The organism is Amycolatopsis sp. WGS_07 (genome assembly GCF_045278895.1).
In the GTDB taxonomy this organism is placed as follows: Bacteria; Actinomycetota; Actinomycetes; order Mycobacteriales; family Pseudonocardiaceae; genus Amycolatopsis.
Genome location: NZ_CP136053.1, coordinates 7,068,190 through 7,082,927, shown reverse-complemented (window position 1 = coordinate 7,082,927; position 14,738 = coordinate 7,068,190). Strand labels below are relative to the sequence as shown.

The 14,738-nt window shown below is 73.3% G+C and carries 13 protein-coding genes; 6 read left to right on the top strand and 7 right to left on the bottom strand.

Annotated features, from left to right (window positions below):
- The first annotated feature begins 69 nt into the window (after positions 1–69).
- Genes RPX00_RS33285 through RPX00_RS33275 form a run of 3 tightly spaced genes read left to right on the top strand, consistent with a single transcriptional unit; the run spans position 70 to position 1,781 of the window.
- The gene (locus RPX00_RS33285; RefSeq protein WP_406631312.1) at positions 70–357 is read left to right on the top strand and encodes a YbaB/EbfC family nucleoid-associated protein; all 288 of its coding nucleotides are present in this window, start codon (positions 70–72) and stop codon (positions 355–357) included.
- A complete protein-coding gene (locus RPX00_RS33280) occupies positions 354–668 on the top strand; it encodes a type VII secretion target (RefSeq protein ID WP_406631311.1) in 315 nt (104 codons plus the stop codon). The genes RPX00_RS33285 and RPX00_RS33280 overlap by 4 nt, the downstream gene beginning before the upstream one ends.
- A 9-nt stretch (positions 669–677) precedes the next feature.
- Positions 678–1,781 (top strand): hypothetical protein, encoded by a 1,104-nt coding sequence (locus RPX00_RS33275; RefSeq protein ID WP_406631310.1) that lies wholly within the window; start codon positions 678–680, stop codon positions 1,779–1,781.
- Positions 1,782–2,002: 221 nt separating this feature from the next.
- Here the strand turns inward: RPX00_RS33275 and RPX00_RS33270 are convergent, their stop codons facing one another.
- The 7 genes from RPX00_RS33270 to RPX00_RS33240 all read right to left on the bottom strand — a co-directional run bounded on the left by RPX00_RS33270 (position 2,003) and on the right by RPX00_RS33240 (position 10,926).
- The gene (locus RPX00_RS33270) at positions 2,003–2,341 is read right to left on the bottom strand and encodes a YbaB/EbfC family nucleoid-associated protein (protein ID WP_406631309.1); all 339 of its coding nucleotides are present in this window, start codon (positions 2,339–2,341) and stop codon (positions 2,003–2,005) included.
- Positions 2,342–2,395: 54 nt separating this feature from the next.
- Positions 2,396–4,462 (bottom strand): transglutaminaseTgpA domain-containing protein, encoded by a 2,067-nt coding sequence (locus RPX00_RS33265; protein ID WP_406631308.1) that lies wholly within the window; start codon positions 4,460–4,462, stop codon positions 2,396–2,398.
- On the bottom strand, positions 4,459–5,583 hold the full coding sequence (locus tag RPX00_RS33260; RefSeq protein WP_406631307.1) for a DUF58 domain-containing protein: 1,125 nt from the start codon (positions 5,581–5,583) through the stop codon (positions 4,459–4,461). The genes RPX00_RS33265 and RPX00_RS33260 overlap by 4 nt, the downstream gene beginning before the upstream one ends.
- Entirely contained in the window at positions 5,583–6,545 is a 963-nt protein-coding gene (locus tag RPX00_RS33255; RefSeq protein WP_406631306.1) for an AAA family ATPase, read from the bottom strand. The genes RPX00_RS33260 and RPX00_RS33255 overlap by 1 nt, the downstream gene beginning before the upstream one ends.
- 4 nt (positions 6,546–6,549) lie before the next feature.
- Positions 6,550–8,685 carry a fibronectin type III domain-containing protein gene (locus RPX00_RS33250; RefSeq protein WP_406631305.1) on the bottom strand — a complete coding sequence of 712 codons (2,136 nt, stop codon included), beginning with the start codon at positions 8,683–8,685 and terminating at the stop codon, positions 6,550–6,552.
- Positions 8,686–8,992: 307 nt separating this feature from the next.
- A complete protein-coding gene (locus tag RPX00_RS33245) occupies positions 8,993–10,258 on the bottom strand; it encodes a sensor histidine kinase (RefSeq protein ID WP_406631304.1) in 1,266 nt (421 codons plus the stop codon).
- Positions 10,255–10,926 carry a response regulator transcription factor gene (locus RPX00_RS33240; protein WP_406631303.1) on the bottom strand — a complete coding sequence of 224 codons (672 nt, stop codon included), beginning with the start codon at positions 10,924–10,926 and terminating at the stop codon, positions 10,255–10,257. Before RPX00_RS33240 ends, RPX00_RS33245 begins: the two co-directional genes overlap by 4 nt.
- Positions 10,927–11,122: 196 nt before the next feature.
- On the opposite strand from RPX00_RS33240, the gene RPX00_RS33235 reads away from it, so the two are divergent.
- The 3 genes from RPX00_RS33235 to RPX00_RS33225 are packed head-to-tail and all read left to right on the top strand — an operon-like array spanning position 11,123 to position 14,728.
- Positions 11,123–12,385: a type VII secretion protein EccE gene (locus RPX00_RS33235; RefSeq protein ID WP_406631302.1), complete on the top strand. Its 1,263-nt coding sequence runs from the start codon at positions 11,123–11,125 to the stop codon at positions 12,383–12,385.
- Between the two features lie 58 nt (positions 12,386–12,443).
- Positions 12,444–13,094 (top strand): LuxR C-terminal-related transcriptional regulator, encoded by a 651-nt coding sequence (locus tag RPX00_RS33230; protein WP_406631301.1) that lies wholly within the window; start codon positions 12,444–12,446, stop codon positions 13,092–13,094.
- Positions 13,094–14,728, top strand: coding sequence for a right-handed parallel beta-helix repeat-containing protein (locus RPX00_RS33225; RefSeq protein WP_406631300.1), 1,635 nt, complete (start codon positions 13,094–13,096; stop codon positions 14,726–14,728). The genes RPX00_RS33230 and RPX00_RS33225 overlap by 1 nt, the downstream gene beginning before the upstream one ends.
- Positions 14,729–14,738 lie beyond the last annotated feature (10 nt).

Here is a 14,738-nt window from a genome sequence, read left to right as displayed (position 1 = left end):
GCCGGAAGCGGTCACCGCGCTCCGTTCCGGCGCGAATCCGGCGACGCTGTGCGGAAAAGGGAGGACATCATGGACGATCACGCGTACTGGCAAGGAATCGCCGACGGCCTGCGGGCGTTGCGCGACGGCCTGCCCGACATCCGCGGCGAGGCCGGTTCGCCGGACGGGCTGGTCCACGCGACCGTCGGCGGGCGCGGCGAACTGCTCGCCCTCGACCTGGACCCGCGGATCTACCGGCTCGGCGACTCGCGCGCGGTCGCGCACACGATCACCGAGGCCGTCCGGGCCGCAGGCGTCGCGGCGGCGGGGCGGGTCGGCGAGCTGACCACGCGGCTGCTGCCCGGAGACCCGGCATGACCGGCGTGCACCTCGACACCGACGCCCTGCGGGAACAACTCAACCACCTCAACCAAACCGGGCAACAAGTCTCGACCGCCTGGCAAAGCAGCGCACAAACGATCACCGCCGGCGAAGCAGCCATCGGCACCGGCCCCCTCGCCGACGCCTTCCGCGGGCCCTACACGGCGGCAACCCAAGCCGTCCGGACCGCCGCGGAGCGGATTCCCGCGCTCTACCGGCAGCTCGCCGAGGTCGGCGCGAGCTGCGCGGCGGACTACGCCCGGCGGGACGCGGACGCGGCGGGTGCGATGTCCGCCGTGCGACGGTGAGGGGCCACGATGCCGATCGCCGAACCCTCCGCCGAATTCGGCTTCTGGCCGCGGGTCAAGGCGTTGTCCGGATGGCCGCAGACCGACGAGGACGCGGTCGCGAAGCTGGCCGACAACTGGACGAAAGCCGCTGAAGGATTCGCCGCCGCGGGCAGCAAGGACACTAGCGGCGTCGGCCAGGCCTGGGGCGATCCGGCGGGCACCGCGTTCGCCGGCAAGACCGCGCAGGTCGGCAAGGCAGCGGCCGAGGCCGGACAGGCGATGCGGAAGATGGCGGCCGTCGTCACCGGCTTCGCCAACGAGGTCAAGACGACGAAGGCGAACATCGCCAACGCGGTGACGCCGAACATCAGCGTCTACTCCTCGTACCTGCACCTCCCGCGCGGCGCCGGGCAGGCCGCGGCGGAGAACCTCGTCAAGCAGGTCGCCGCCGAGGTGAAGAAGCTGCTGGACCAAGCCGTTGCCCGGGTGTCGGCGCTCGCCAGCGGCCAGCAGGCCGCGCCGCCCCCGCCCACCGCCGCCCCGGACAAGGGCCTGGACTACCAGAAGGTCGGCGACATCGCGTCGATCGTGGCCGGCCTCGGCGGCGCCCTGTCGCTCACCCCGGCCGCACCGGTCGCCGTGCCGATCACGGTCGCGGCGAGCCTGGTGGCGTTTCTCGCGCACGGCAAGGCGGTCGCCGACAAAATGCAGGATCCGAACCAATCCGTGTCGGTCTGGGACTGGGTCGCCCTCGCCGGGGACGCGGCGGGCGGTTACGGAGCGGCCAAGGTGCTCGGTGCCGGAGCCAAGGGCGCCTTCGAGGCGTTGTCCGCGCGAAACGGGCTCAGCCAGCCCGGCGCCGCGGAGATGTTCCAGTCCGGAGTGGACGCGGCCACCCGGAAAGGCTCGGAGGTCGCCAGCGGCTGGCAGTACACCGGGCAGCAGGTGGCGGACAAACTCGGCAAAAGCGCGGAGTTCGGCCAAGGCGTCGCGACAGCGGGGCATCAGGCGGCCAGCGCGCTGCCGCAGGCACCGGGGATCGCCGAGCAGTTCGGCGGCAAACCGTCCGACGAGGAGAAGAACGCCAGCTCGACGCTCAACACCGCCGCGAGCATCTACCACGCGCTGTGACGAGCACCGGGCCGGACGCAAGACCGACCCGGTGCCCGCCGTCACCGGGCGAAGTTCGACCAAGGCACCGCCACGACGGGACACCAGGCGGCCAGCGCGCTGCCGCAGGCACCGGGGATCGCCGAACAATTCGGCGGCAAACCGCCCGACGACGAGAAACCCACCAGCTCCACACGCAAGCATCTACTACGCGCCATGACAGGCACCGGGCCGCCCAGCCGTCACCCGCCCTGCCGCGCGCGACGCTCCACCTCCGCCAGCACCGGATCGAACGCGAGGTCCACGTCCTCAAACCCCGTGCCCGGCGGCAAAAACGGCTGCGCGACCGCGAACGCACGACGGTCGGCGTCGTCCGTCGCGGCGCGCACGGTGTCGAGGACACGCGCGGCCAGCGCCGCCGCGTCCCGGTCGCGGAGCGCACGTGGATCGAGCCACAGTTCGCGGAGGTCGTGGTCGTAGCCCACGATCGCGGCGACGAAGCGGTCGTCCGATTCGGCGGAGCCCTCGAGTTCGGCGAACGCCCGGTAGGCCGCGCGGATGGAGTCAGGTTCAGCAGTCATGCCCTTAAGTCTCCGCAGTCCGGCCGGAGGCGGGAGGCCGCTGACACCAACCGGTCACGCCGGAACCGGCAGCAGGCTGCGCACCTCGAACGAAGCCCGCAACCGGACCCGCCACGGCTCGCCCGCCAGGCCCTTCCGCAGGGCCCGCACCGCGGTCCAGGCATGGGAAACCGCGCTGTCGTCAGTGGCCGCTCCGGACCACAGCGCCGTATCGACCTGCCGGGCCAGCCATTCCAGTCCTTCCGCCGCCGATCTGTCCGCTGTGGACGGAAGGAGGCCGGCCATCTCGCGTACGGTCGCCCCCGGCGGCACCGCGATCCCGCGTGCCCGCAACAGATCCCGAGCTTCCCGCCACGCCGCGACAACGCCGTCCGCGCCCGTGCGTCGACGCCGGCGGGCCGTGCGGAGCGTTCGCACCATCGGGATCGCGGCGACCAGCAGCAGTGACAATCCGGCGGCTCCAGCCAGCAGCCACTGCGGCGGGAACGGGAACGCGGGGCCCTCCGCAGCATCCTCGCCGACAGCCGGATCGTCCTTCGGCGTGTCCGGGTCGTGCAGCTGCGGCGGGGGCGGCAGCTCGGCGCGTGCCTGTGCGGTCACCTGTGCCAGCGCCCCGGCGGGCTGCCCGGTGCCGCTGCTCGCCGCGCCCGCCGGGTCGAGCGGGACCCAGCCGACGCCGGCCACCGCGACCTCCGGCCAGGCCAGCACGTCTCCATTGTGGACAGTCACCGGGCCGGAACCGGGTGCCGGGGCGTGGAAGCCGACCGCGATCCGGGCCGGGATGCCGGTGACTCTGGCGAGCGCGACGTACGCGGCGGCGAACTGTTCGCTGGTGCCCGCTTTGGTGCTGAAGAGGAAGGTGCGCAGCTGTGCCCAGCCGCTTCCGGTGGGCAGGCGCGGGCCGGTCGCGAGCCGGTAGTGCTCGCTGAAGTAGCGCTCCAGCTGCAGCGCCGAACGGAACGACGGCCGCAGCCCGCCAGTGGCGGTCCGGGCCAGCTCGGCGACCCCGGGCGGGACCTGGCCGAGCCCGCCGGTCACCGCGGCCGGGTCGATCCCGGCGTCGAGCAGCGCGGCGGGGGCCGGTTCCCGCCAGCCAAGGTCGTAGCTCACCGGACCGGTCCGGCCGGGCAGCAGGAGCACGCCGGTGCCCGGGTCGACGAGCGGCGCGATCCCGGTCACCGCCGCGGGTTCGGCCTGGCTCGGCAGCCACGGGCCGTCCGTCGAGGCGGGCACGGTGATCCGCGCGTGGTGCCTGGCCTCGCCGAGCGAAGCGCCCAACCGCCGGTAGCCGTCGCCGGCCCGCCAGGTGACGCCGTCGAAGTCTTCGAGCACCGCCATCCGCCAGCGGTCGACCTGAGCCGCGCCCGAGTAGCTGAACACCGGTGCCGCCGGATGCGAGAGCCGTTCGGCGATCTGGCCAAGCGGGTCTTCGACGCGCATCGGCGGCAGCGGAACCGCTTCGTGCTGAAGCGCCAACGGCGGTTGCGCACCCTGATCGAACGCGGTGATCCCCACCGAAACGGCCACCGCCAGCATGGCCGTCGGCACCAGCAACACCACGCGGCTGCCCTGCCGACGGGTCACCGCCAGCAGCGCGCCCGCCACGACGACGTAAGCCAGCCCGGCCGCAGTGGCCACCGGACCGGACAACGCGACGTACGCCTGGCTCAAGCCCATGACCGCCAGCCCAGGCAGCAGCGCGACCGCCGGACGCCGCAGCAGTTCCACGCCCAGCACCGACGCGAACAGCACCGCCAGCGGGACGAACAGCAGCAGCTCCGGATCCGGCCGCGCCGGCCAGGTCGACTGCAGGGTCAGCTGCCAGGACTGGACGACGCCGTCGAGCAGGCCGCCCAGCATCCGCGGCCCGGGCAGGTCCGGGCCGAACTCCAGCTCCCCCAGCGTCAGCAGCCCGGCCGCGAGCGCGAGGACCGGCCGCCACGGCCCGAGCGCGGACACCGCCGCGCAGAGTTCGGCGACCGCGAAGCACACCGCCAGCGTCAGGCCGACCGGCAACGCCAGTGCCCCGGCCCCGAACACCGGTGCCCAGCCCATCCCGGCCAGGCCGGTGGCGAGCAGCAGGAGCGCGGTCGAGGACCTCCTGGTCCATTGTGGACTCATCGGGGAATCGCATTCCAGCGGCGGACGGCCTCGGCAGCGTCCGGAGCGGAAAGCACTGTCGCACCGGGAATTCCCGCGCACGACGCGCCCAGCACGAACACAAAGACCGGCGCGTACCGGCCGCGCAGCGCGGCCAGCGCGGCGCGATCGTCCGGAGCGGCGCCAGCGGTGACCACCGCCAGTCCGCCGACCCCGGATCGGATCAGCTCGTCCGGCACCAGCGGTGCGTCCTCGGCGGACGGGCCGACCTCGCACAGCGCGTCGAGCAGCCGCCGCAACGCCGTCGTGCCGCCGCCGGTGTCGAGGTCGAGCCCGCCCGGGGTCGCCAGCCGCACCGGCTGTTCGTCGCTCGCCGCCGACGCGGCCAGCGACGCCGCGAGGTCCACCGCCTCCTCCAGAAGAGGCCCGCGCAGCCGCGTGTCCAGCACCGCGGTGAAACGCGGCTGGTCGGGATCGACGTAGTCGCGGACCATCAGCTGCCCGGTCCGCGCGGTCGCCTTCCAGTGCAGGTGCCGGACCTCGTCGCCAGGCACGTATTCGCGGACCTCGCGCAGGTCGAACGAACCGCGCAGCCGCTCGTCGACCGCCGCGCCCTCGTGGTGGTGCCGGGGACGGCCGCCCTTCGGCGCCCGCATCGCGTGCACCCGCGGATACACCCGCAGCGTCGCGGTTTCCCCGGTGGCGAGCGTGCGGTGGCCGAGCCCGAGCGGATCGCCGCGGTCGAGCGTGAGCGGGCCGACCCGGTGCTTGCCGCGGACGGCGGTGGGCAGTTCGTAGTGCTGCACCGCCTCGGCGTTCGGCGCGAGCGCCCGCACGCTGACCACCTTCGCGGCCAGGCCGACCCGGTCCACCGCGCTGAACGCGGCGTGGCGGCGTCCGGTCGGGTTGTGCACGCGCAGCCGCGCGAACGCCGGACAGCCGCGTTCCACCCGATCCGGGTACAGCTCGCGGGCCACCTCGACGCGCGGCCGCCGTCCGGTCGCCACGACCGCCGAACCCACCGCGCCCGCGGCGGCGCCCGCGATCGCGAGGAACACCGGATAGCCGGCGAACTGGCCGAATCCACCGAGGACCGCAGCGGCCGCCAGCACCCCGATGCCGCGTCCGGTCAGCCTGCCCATCAGGCCCCCGCCCCGCTCACGGCAGGCACCGGAGTCGCCTTCAGCACCTCGTCGACGACGCTCGCCGGGCTCCGGCCGTGCAGTTCCGCGTCGGTGGTGAGGATCAGCCGGTGCGCCAGAACCGGATGCGCCACCTCCTTGATGTCGTCCGGGGTCACGAACGCGCGGCCGTAGGTGGCCGAAAGCCCTTGCGCGGCACGGATCAGCGCGATGCTGCCGCGCGGGCTCGCCCCGTAGCGCAGCGCGTCGTGCCCGCGCGTCGCGGCGGCGAGCCGGGCCGCGTACTCGCAGATCGCCCGGTCGACGTGCGCCGAGCGGACCTGGGCGATGGTGTTCCGCAGCGCGGGCAGGTCGACGACCGGCGACAGCTCGTCCGGGCTGACCCCGGCGCACTCCCCCATGATCGCCATGACCTCGCTCGCGAGATCGGGGTAGCCGATCTCCAGCCGCATCAGGAACCGGTCCAGCTGCGCCTCCGGCAGCCGGTAGGTGCCCGCCATCTCGATCGGGTTCTGCGTCGCGACGACCAGGAACGGCCGGGGCACCTCGTGCCGCACCGCGTCCGCGGTCACCGTCCGCTCCGCCATCACCTCCAGCAGCGCCGACTGCGTTTTCGGCGTGCCGCGGTTGATTTCGTCCGCCACCACGACGTTCGCGAACACCCCGCCGGGGCGGAACTCGAACCGCTCGGTGCGCTGGCGGTATACCGGCACCCCGGTGATGTCGCCGGGCAGCAGGTCGGGGGTGAACTGGATGCGGTTCCACGAGCCGCCGACGCTGCGCGCGAGACAGCGGGCCAGCGTCGTCTTGCCGACCCCCGGCACGTCCTCGACGAGCAGGTGCCCCTCGGCGAACAGCGCGGCCACCGCGAGCCGCACCGCGTGCGGTTTGCCGCGCAGTACACTGTGGACACTCGCGGCGATGCGCTCGTAGACGGTGCCGGGCGAAAGTGCTTGCGTCATCTGCCTATTCCCAGGTGATCGTATTGGATGTGGTGCTGGTGCCGTCCGAGGCGGTCACGGTGACCCAGATTTTCTGGCCGGGCCGGTCGTAGTCGAGCTTGTCGTAGAACACCGAACCGCTGGCGTTCGTCCGGGTGCGCTCGGTCTGGACGTTCTCGGTGCTGTCCGAGGTGAGCTGGATCGACACTTCGCTGTCGGGCGGGAACCCGGAAACCGTCACGTTCACCTTCGCGCAGTTCTCGTGGCACTTGTCGCTGGTGGTCGGCCCGCCCTGGCTGATCTTGACGCTCCGCGCCGGAATCCTCAGCGTCTTCGACGACGCGGCTCCGGTGCGGGTTTCGCCGTCCGGCGTCCTGGTCACCGCGCGCACCGTGAAGGTGTACGACCGGCCCGCGGCCAGCCCGGAGTATTCGGTACTGGTGCCGCCGACGTTCTTCGTGCCCAGCCCGGTGCCGGAAACCTCGTAGTGCACCAGCGATCCGCCGCCGAGATCCGGCTGCGTCCAGGACAGCGAGGCACCGTCGCCGCCGCTGCGCGTCACGGTCAGCCCCGGCGCGGACGCCGCGGAAGCCGGGGTCGCCGAGGCCGACGCACCCGGTCCGGTGCCTGCCTTGTTCGACGCGGTGACGGTGAAGGTGTAGCGGGTTCCGTTGCGCAGGCCCGAAATCGTGGCCTGCCGGGTGCCGCCGCCGACGGTCTTCGACCCGCCCGCCCACTTGATCTCGTACGAGGTCACGGCGGCACGGTTGCTCGCCGCGGCACCCCAGGAGACGGTCGCCGAGCCTTCGCCGCCGGACGCGGACACGTTGGACGGCGCTCCCGGCGGGCTCGCCGGAACTGCGGGCGGCTGCGGTTTCTCCTTCGGCGGCGGCTTCTGGCTCTGCGGTTCGTGGCGGGGACCGTTGCCCGCGTTGCGATCCGGCGGCGCGGACCGTCCGTCGGTCACGCCGCGCTGTTCCACCGGCGGCGCGTTCGGCTGCGGCGGGGCATTCGGCTGCGGCGGCACGGGCTGGTTCGGGACGGGCTGGTTCGGCACCGGCTGGTCCGGTTTCCCGGCCGGGGGCGGGACGACCGGGACGTCGGCGACCTTGCCGTCCTTCCCGACCGCGAGCACGTGCGTGCCCTGGCCGCCGTCGACGTAGATGCGCGCGTCCTCGCCGCGGGACAGCCGGGAGGGGCCGGGCGGAACGGGTTTGGCGTCGGACTGCTTGCCGGTGGCGTCGAAGGTGTACAGGGTCCCGGCGGCGCGATCGACCAGCGCGACGACGGAACCGCCCGCCACCGGCCCGTCGTACTGTCCGGCGGGCAACGGCACGGTGACCGGTTTGGCCGGCTTCGGCGACGGATCGACGAGGTACAGCCGGTGCGCCTGCGGGTCGAGCAGCGGCACGCGCCCGGACACGTCGTTCGCCGCCGCGCGCAGTTCCTTCGCCGGCGGCAGGCCCATCGCCACCCCGTCGCCGAGCCGTCCGCCCGCGACGCTGTGCACGGTGCTGTCCGTGGTGTCGACGAAATGCGGCTGGTCGCCGACCAGGGTCAGCCCGCCGCCGTGCCCGGAAGGCAGCGCCACCGGACAGGAAGACACCCGGTCCGCGCCCTTGTCGAGCCGGCAGAGCAGCCCGGAACCGGTGCGGAACAGCCACACGGTGCCGTCCGGCGTGGCGACCGGAGTGCCGACCGGCCCGCCCGCGGAGATCGTCGCGGGCGGTTCGCCGAGCCGCACGATCTGCCCGGCCTGGCGGTACACGAGATACGGCCCGCCCGCGGTCTCGACCCCGGCCGGGATCTCCCCGGACGGCGGCCGCACCGAGGGCCCGGCGCTCAGGTCCGATTTGCCGAACCGGGTGATCCGCTGGTCGCCGACGACGTAACCGCTGGTGTCGCCCTGCACGACCTGGCTGCCCTGGTCGCCGGGCACCGGGGCCTGCGCGTCGATCGCCGCGGTGCCCCCGTCGAGGTGGAAAGCCGCCTGCAGCACCGAGTTGTAGACCCAGTGCCCGCCGGGCAGCACCCGCATCCCGGGCAGCGACCGCGCCGCGCCGGTGACCGCCGCGAGCACCGCCGCGACCACGACGGCCGCTAGCAGCGCCGCTGGTGCCCGGCGGTGCCATCTTCCCTTGCGCCGACTGCGTTTGTTCACAGCGGCGGAAAGTAGTCGAGGGGGCAGGGAGGGGTCCCGGGGTTGGCCGCAACGGGCCATCGTCGGCGGGGGGCACCCCGAAGCCAAGTGTGCTGACGGTCTGGTGGTGCTTGTCAAGGCGGGAAAGATGCCTTGACAAGCACCACCAGACCGCAGGGAGGCTTCGTATCGGGGTGCAGGGCCAGGGCTGGGTGCCTCGATGGGTGGGGGTGCGGGTGGCTGTTGGGGGGTGGGCCGGGAAGGTGGCCCTCACGGACAGCCCGGCCCGGCCACCCGTCGGCCCGCAGAGCGGCCCGGGCCCCGGGGGTCAGCCGCTAGTGGCGTCTACTGGCAGCGAAAGGTCGAAAATCGCTCCGCCCTCCTCCGCGTTGTACACCGCCAGCGTGCCGCCGTGCGCTTGCGCCACCCAGCGCACGATCGACAATCCCAGCCCGGTCGATCCGCTTCCGCTGGCGAACCGGTCCAGCGACCCCTCCGCGACCGAGGGCTCGACCCCGGGGCCGTGGTCGGCCACCACGACCCGGCCGCCCGCCACGGTGATGTGCACGATCGCCGGCTGACCGGGCTGCCTGCCGTAGCGCAGGGCGTTGTCCAGCAGGTTCCCGATCGCCCGCTGCACCAGCCCGGGGTCGACCAGCACCCGCGACGGCGCGGCGGTCACCGTGACGCTGGCGCCGTCGGAGGGAGTGTCCTCGACCAGCCCGGTCACCAGCTGGTCCAGCCACACCGGCTGGACCGCCAGCTCGTCCACCCCGGCCGCGAGCCGCGCGCGCACGAGCAGGCTGTCGATGATCCCGCCCATCCGCGAGGCCAGCTGCACGGTGCGCGGCAGCAGCTCCGTGGTCTGCTCGGGGTGCCGCAGCGACGTTTCGGCCAGCGCGCGCAACGCCGCCACCGGGGTGCGGAGGTCGTGCGCGGTCTCGGCGAGCAGGATCTCCTGCTGTTCCAGCGCCGCCGCGGCGGGCCGGATCGCGCGGCCGGCGAGGAAGTGCCCGGCCAGGCCCAGCCCGCCGATCAGCACCAGGCAGCCGCCGAACACCGCCAGCGTGTAGCGGAGATGGGCCTCGTAGACGGGCTGGGCGTCGTTCACCGCCACCACCGCGCCGATGTACTGCCCGGACTTGCCGCGCACCGGCTCGGCCCGCAGCCGCAGCCGCCGGTCGTCCGTTCCGCGGAACTGGCCGTACTCGATCTTCCCGTCGCGGGCCGCGTCGGCCGCGAACCCGCCGAGCGTCGCCAGATCGGCCGAAACGCATTGGCGCGCACTGGAATACGGCCGGAACTGGCCCGAAGCGCCGGGCAGCACATAGAACTGCGGGCACTGGTCGTTCAGCTCGTCCTTGGACACGAATCCGGTGATCAGCGTGCCGCTGGCGGAGTCGTACTGCAGCAGCCGCGCCACGACCGCGGTCGTGCGTTGCAGGTCGGCGTCCAGCTGGCGGTCGCCGCGCTGTTCGTCGTCGTGGACCAGCAGCCAGGCGAACACGATCAGGCCCGCCGCGTTGATCCCGGTGAAGACCAGCGTGAGCAGCCGGCGCAGGCCGCGCAGCCGTCCGGCCGCGGTGCGCGTCACGACGCCGGGCCGAGCCGGTAGCCGTGCCCGCGCACGGCGTGGACCAGGTTCGGCTCCCGCAGCTTGCGCCGCAGCCGGGTGACCACCGCGTCGACCACATTGGACATCGGATCGGCGCTTTCGTCCCAGCAGTGCTCGATCAGGTCGGTGCGCGACACCGCCCGCCCCGCGTGCACGGCCAGGTATTCCAGCACCGAGAACTCCCTTCCGGACAGCGTGAGCAGCACCCCGCCGCGCCGGGTTTCGCGGCGGGCGCAGTCGATTTCCAGGTCCGCCACGCGCAGCACCGGCGGCCGGATCCCGCCCGGCCGGTGCAGCGACCGCACCCGCGCGGTCAGCTCGGCCATCGCGAACGGCTTGACCACGTAGTCGTCCCCGCCGTGGGCGAAGCCGGCCACCCGGTCGGCGGCCCGGTCGCGGGCGGTCAGGAACAGCACCCGCCCGTCCCAGCCGGCGAGGCGGCGCCGCCGGACGTAGTCGAGCGCGTCGCCGTCCGGGAGCATCCGGTCGAACACCACGCAGCCGAAGCCGCCCGCGGCCAGCTGGGCGTCGGCTCCGGCCAGGTCGGCGGCCTCGGCCACCTCGAACCCGCCCGCGGCCAGCTCCGCCCGGATCGCCGCCCGCAGGTTCTCGTCGTCCTCGACGAGAAGCACTCGCTGCCGCGTCATGTCATCGAAACCTCATGTTCGGGGTGGTCGTATCCGGGTCACGGCGGATCCGCCCGACGGCGACGAGGAGGCGCCCGAGTGACTTTCCCAGGACCGGTCCCGGCGGAACGCCGTCACACTAGCGCGCCGGCTCCCGCGAAACACCCGTTCGCGGCGAGCTGGCCGCAACCGGCCATCCCCGACCAGGGAGTGCACTGTGGACAGTCGTGACCAGGCGGCGCGGATCGCCCGCCCAGCCGCGGTGCCGCGCGCGGCGGGCACTCCGACGCTCGTCGTCTCGGCGGCAGCCACCGCCGCGCCTGCTTACGCCCGGACCCCGGTGCCGCCGCCCACTTTCGCGAGACCGGCACCGCCCCCGGTCCCTGCTCCTCCCCCGCGTCCGGCGCCGCCGATGCCGCCGCCCGCTCCGGCTCCGATCGCACGGAGCCAGCCGGTCCCGCGATCCGTGCGGATCGAGCTGCCGCAGGTCGTCTGCTGGCAGCTGTCCGTGGTGGCGGTGCTGGCGACGCTGGACCGGCCGTGGCCAGTGCTCGCCGCGACCTCGGCCGGAGCCGCGATCCTGCTGGCGCTGACCGGGATCCGCGTGCGCGGCAAGTGGCTCGGCGAGCTGGCCGGACTCGGCTGCCGTTTCCTTCTCCGGCAACGGCGGCACGATCTGCCGGCGTCGGCCGCGAAAGCGACCGCGCTGCTCGGCCTGCTGCTGCCCGGTTCGACCGTGCGTCCTTTCGAGACCGCGCAGGGCACGACCTCCGCGATCAGCCACGCCCACGGCCTGACCGCGTTGCTCGCGCCCGCGAACCCGGCGGACCCGCGGACATTCCCAGACCCGGCCGCGCTGCTTCCGCCGCCGGCCGGAGAGGACCCCGAGTTCGCCGTGCAAGCGGCTTTCCACGCCGGTACCCGGCCGAACGCGCCAGCCCGGATCTGGCTCGCCGCGGGCGCACTCCGTTCCGCGGACCACCCCGGCGACGCCGAACTGGAACTCGCGCTGCGCAACGCACTCCGGCGTATCCGGCGAGCGCTGGCCCGCGCGGGCATCCCGGCCGACCCGCCCGCCGAGGACGCCGTCGCGGCCGCGTTCACCGCGCTCGCACACGTGAACGGAGGCCGCGACGAACTGCGCGAAGACTGGCGGTTTTGGCGCACCGGACCGGTTTCCCAGGCATGTTTCGCGCTGGAGGGCTGGGCCACGCTGCCCGGGCCGACGGCCGCCGCGCTCACCGCCCGGCTGCTGGTCCCGGTCGCCGGAGTCGCGGTTTCGCTCACCGTCAGCGCCCGAAGCGGCGGCGGCCGGTCCGCCGTGCTGCGCCTCGCCGCGACCACCGAGGCAGCGGTCGACGCGACTGCGGCCCGGTTCGCCCGCGGCCTCGCCTCGGGCGGAGTCCGGCTCTCCCGTCTTGACGGCAGCCATTTCCCGGCAGTGGCCGCGTCGCTGCCGATCGGAGGTTTTCCGCGATGACCCTCCAGCAGCCGTTCCCCGCCCTGACCACATCGCACCCGATCGGAGGATTCCCGCGATGACCCTCGCATTCGAACGGCCCCGCCCGCTCCCGGGCACCCCGGCCAACGCCGTCACCCGGCTGCTCGCCGGCGCCTCGTTCGAGGTCCTCGTGATGAGCACGCAGTCCACGCTCGGCCCGGACCCGATCGGTCTCGTCCGGCCGGGCGATCAGGAAAACCTGCGCCGCGGCGTGCGCTACCGCATGCTCGCCCCGGACGCCGCGCGGACCGCGCCACGGCTGTCGACCCGGCTGGCCGCGCTGAGCCTGGCCGGAGCGTCGACGCGGACCGTCCCGCGCGTGCCGCTCGACGCGTTGGTCATCGACGGCACCGCGGTCGTCCTGCCCGCCGAGGGTTCCGGCGCGGCGGCGTTCCACCTGCCCGGCGTCGTCACCTCGGTCGTGGAGCTGTTCGAGCGCGTCTGGCCGACCGCCGTTCCGCTGCAGACCGCCGCCGACCGCGAAGAAAGCACTGAGCGGGAACGGGAATTGCTGAAACTGCTGTCCGCGGGCTACACCGACGCGGCGGCCGCGGAGAACCTCGGCATTTCGGTCCGCACGGTCCGGCGGACGGTCGCCGACGTGATGAACCGGCTCGGCGCGCGCAGCCGGTTCCAGGCCGGGGCCAAAGCCGCCGACCGCGGCTGGCTGAGCGAGCGGGCGGGCTGATGGCCGCCGCCGCGCCCCGGACGCTGCTGGTGGCTCCCGGGCAGCAAGGGGCTTGTCCGACGATCGGCGACGCGGTGCGCGCCGCCCCCGACGGCGCCACGATCTCCGTCGCCGACGGCACCTACGCGGAGACGTTCGAACTCGTCGGCCGGAAGCTGACTCTCCGGGCCGCGGCCGGTGCGACGGTCAAGCTCGACGGCTCCGGCGCGGACTGGACGGCGCTGAGCGTGCGCACGGGTTTCCTTGCCCTGCACGGGATCGAGGTGGCCGGGGCCAGCAGCGCGGTCCAAGCCGACGCCGCCGAACTCATCCTGGAACGCTGCACGCTCACCGCGAGCGGCGGCCCGGCGGTCAGCGTGCGCGGCTCCCGCCGGTTCCACCTCAGCCGCTGCACGATCAGTGGCGCGGAACAGGGTGTAGTCGTGGAAAGCTCCTCCGGGCGGATCGAAAACTGCGAAATCCGCGACATCACTGGAGACGGGCTCGTGATCGGGCTCGGTGCCGATCCGACGGTGACCGGCTGCACCGTCGCCGGATGCGGCTATCGCGGCGTGTACCTCTACCAGTACGCCCGCCCGGTGATCGAGGGCTGCGACATTTCCCGCGCCGCCGGACCGGGCATCGCGGTAGCGCACCGGAGCGTGCCGACCATCCGGCGGACCACCGTGCACGACGTCACCGGAGCCGGGATCTCCTTCGGCGCCGACTGCGCCGGCCTGGTCGAGGCGTGCCGCTTGGAAAACACCGCAGAACCGGCGCTCGGCCTCGCCGAAGGAGCGGTCCCGACGGTAGTCGAACCCGCTCCGGCGACCGCCGACGCCGAGGGACTCGACGGCCTGCTCGCCCAGCTTGACGGAATGGTCGGTCTGCGTGGGGTCAAGGCCGAAGTGCGCGCGGTGGTCGACGAAATCCAGGTCGACGAATGGCGGCGGAATGCCGGGCTGGCGGTCGGCGCGGTCAGCCATCATCTGATTTTCACCGGCGCTCCCGGAACCGGCAAAACGACGGTCGCGCGGACGTACGGCAGGCTGCTGCGGGAACTCGGCGTGCTTTCCGGCGGGCAATTCCGCGAGGTGTCGCGGCGGGACCTGGTCGGGCAATACATCGGCCATACCGCGGAAAAAACCTCCGTGGTGTTCGAGGAATGCCTAGGCGGCGTGCTGTTCATCGACGAGGCATACACGCTTTCGCGCCAGGCTGGCGGCGACTTCGGCCAGGAAGCGATCGACACGCTGGTCAAGCTGATGGAGGACCACCGGGACGAGGTCGCGGTGATCGTCGCGGGCTACACCGGGGAAATGGCCGGATTCCTCGCCGCGAATCCCGGACTGGCGTCGCGGTTCGCGAAGACCGTCGAATTCGAGGACTACACGCCGGAGGAATTGCTGCAGATCGTCCGCCGAATGGCCGAGGACGGCGACTACGTGCTCGCCCCCGACACCGAACCGGTGCTGCTGAACCATTTCGCCCGGATCGCGGGAGAGCCGGGTTTCGGCAACGCCCGGGACGCACGCCGGTCGTTCGAAGGTGCCCGCAAGGCACAATCGCAACGCCTGCGCGGCCTCGGCCGGATGCCCGAAACGAGCGAACTGCGCACGCTCACCGCCGAAGACGTCAGTTCCGCGACGGGATAGCCGGTACGCT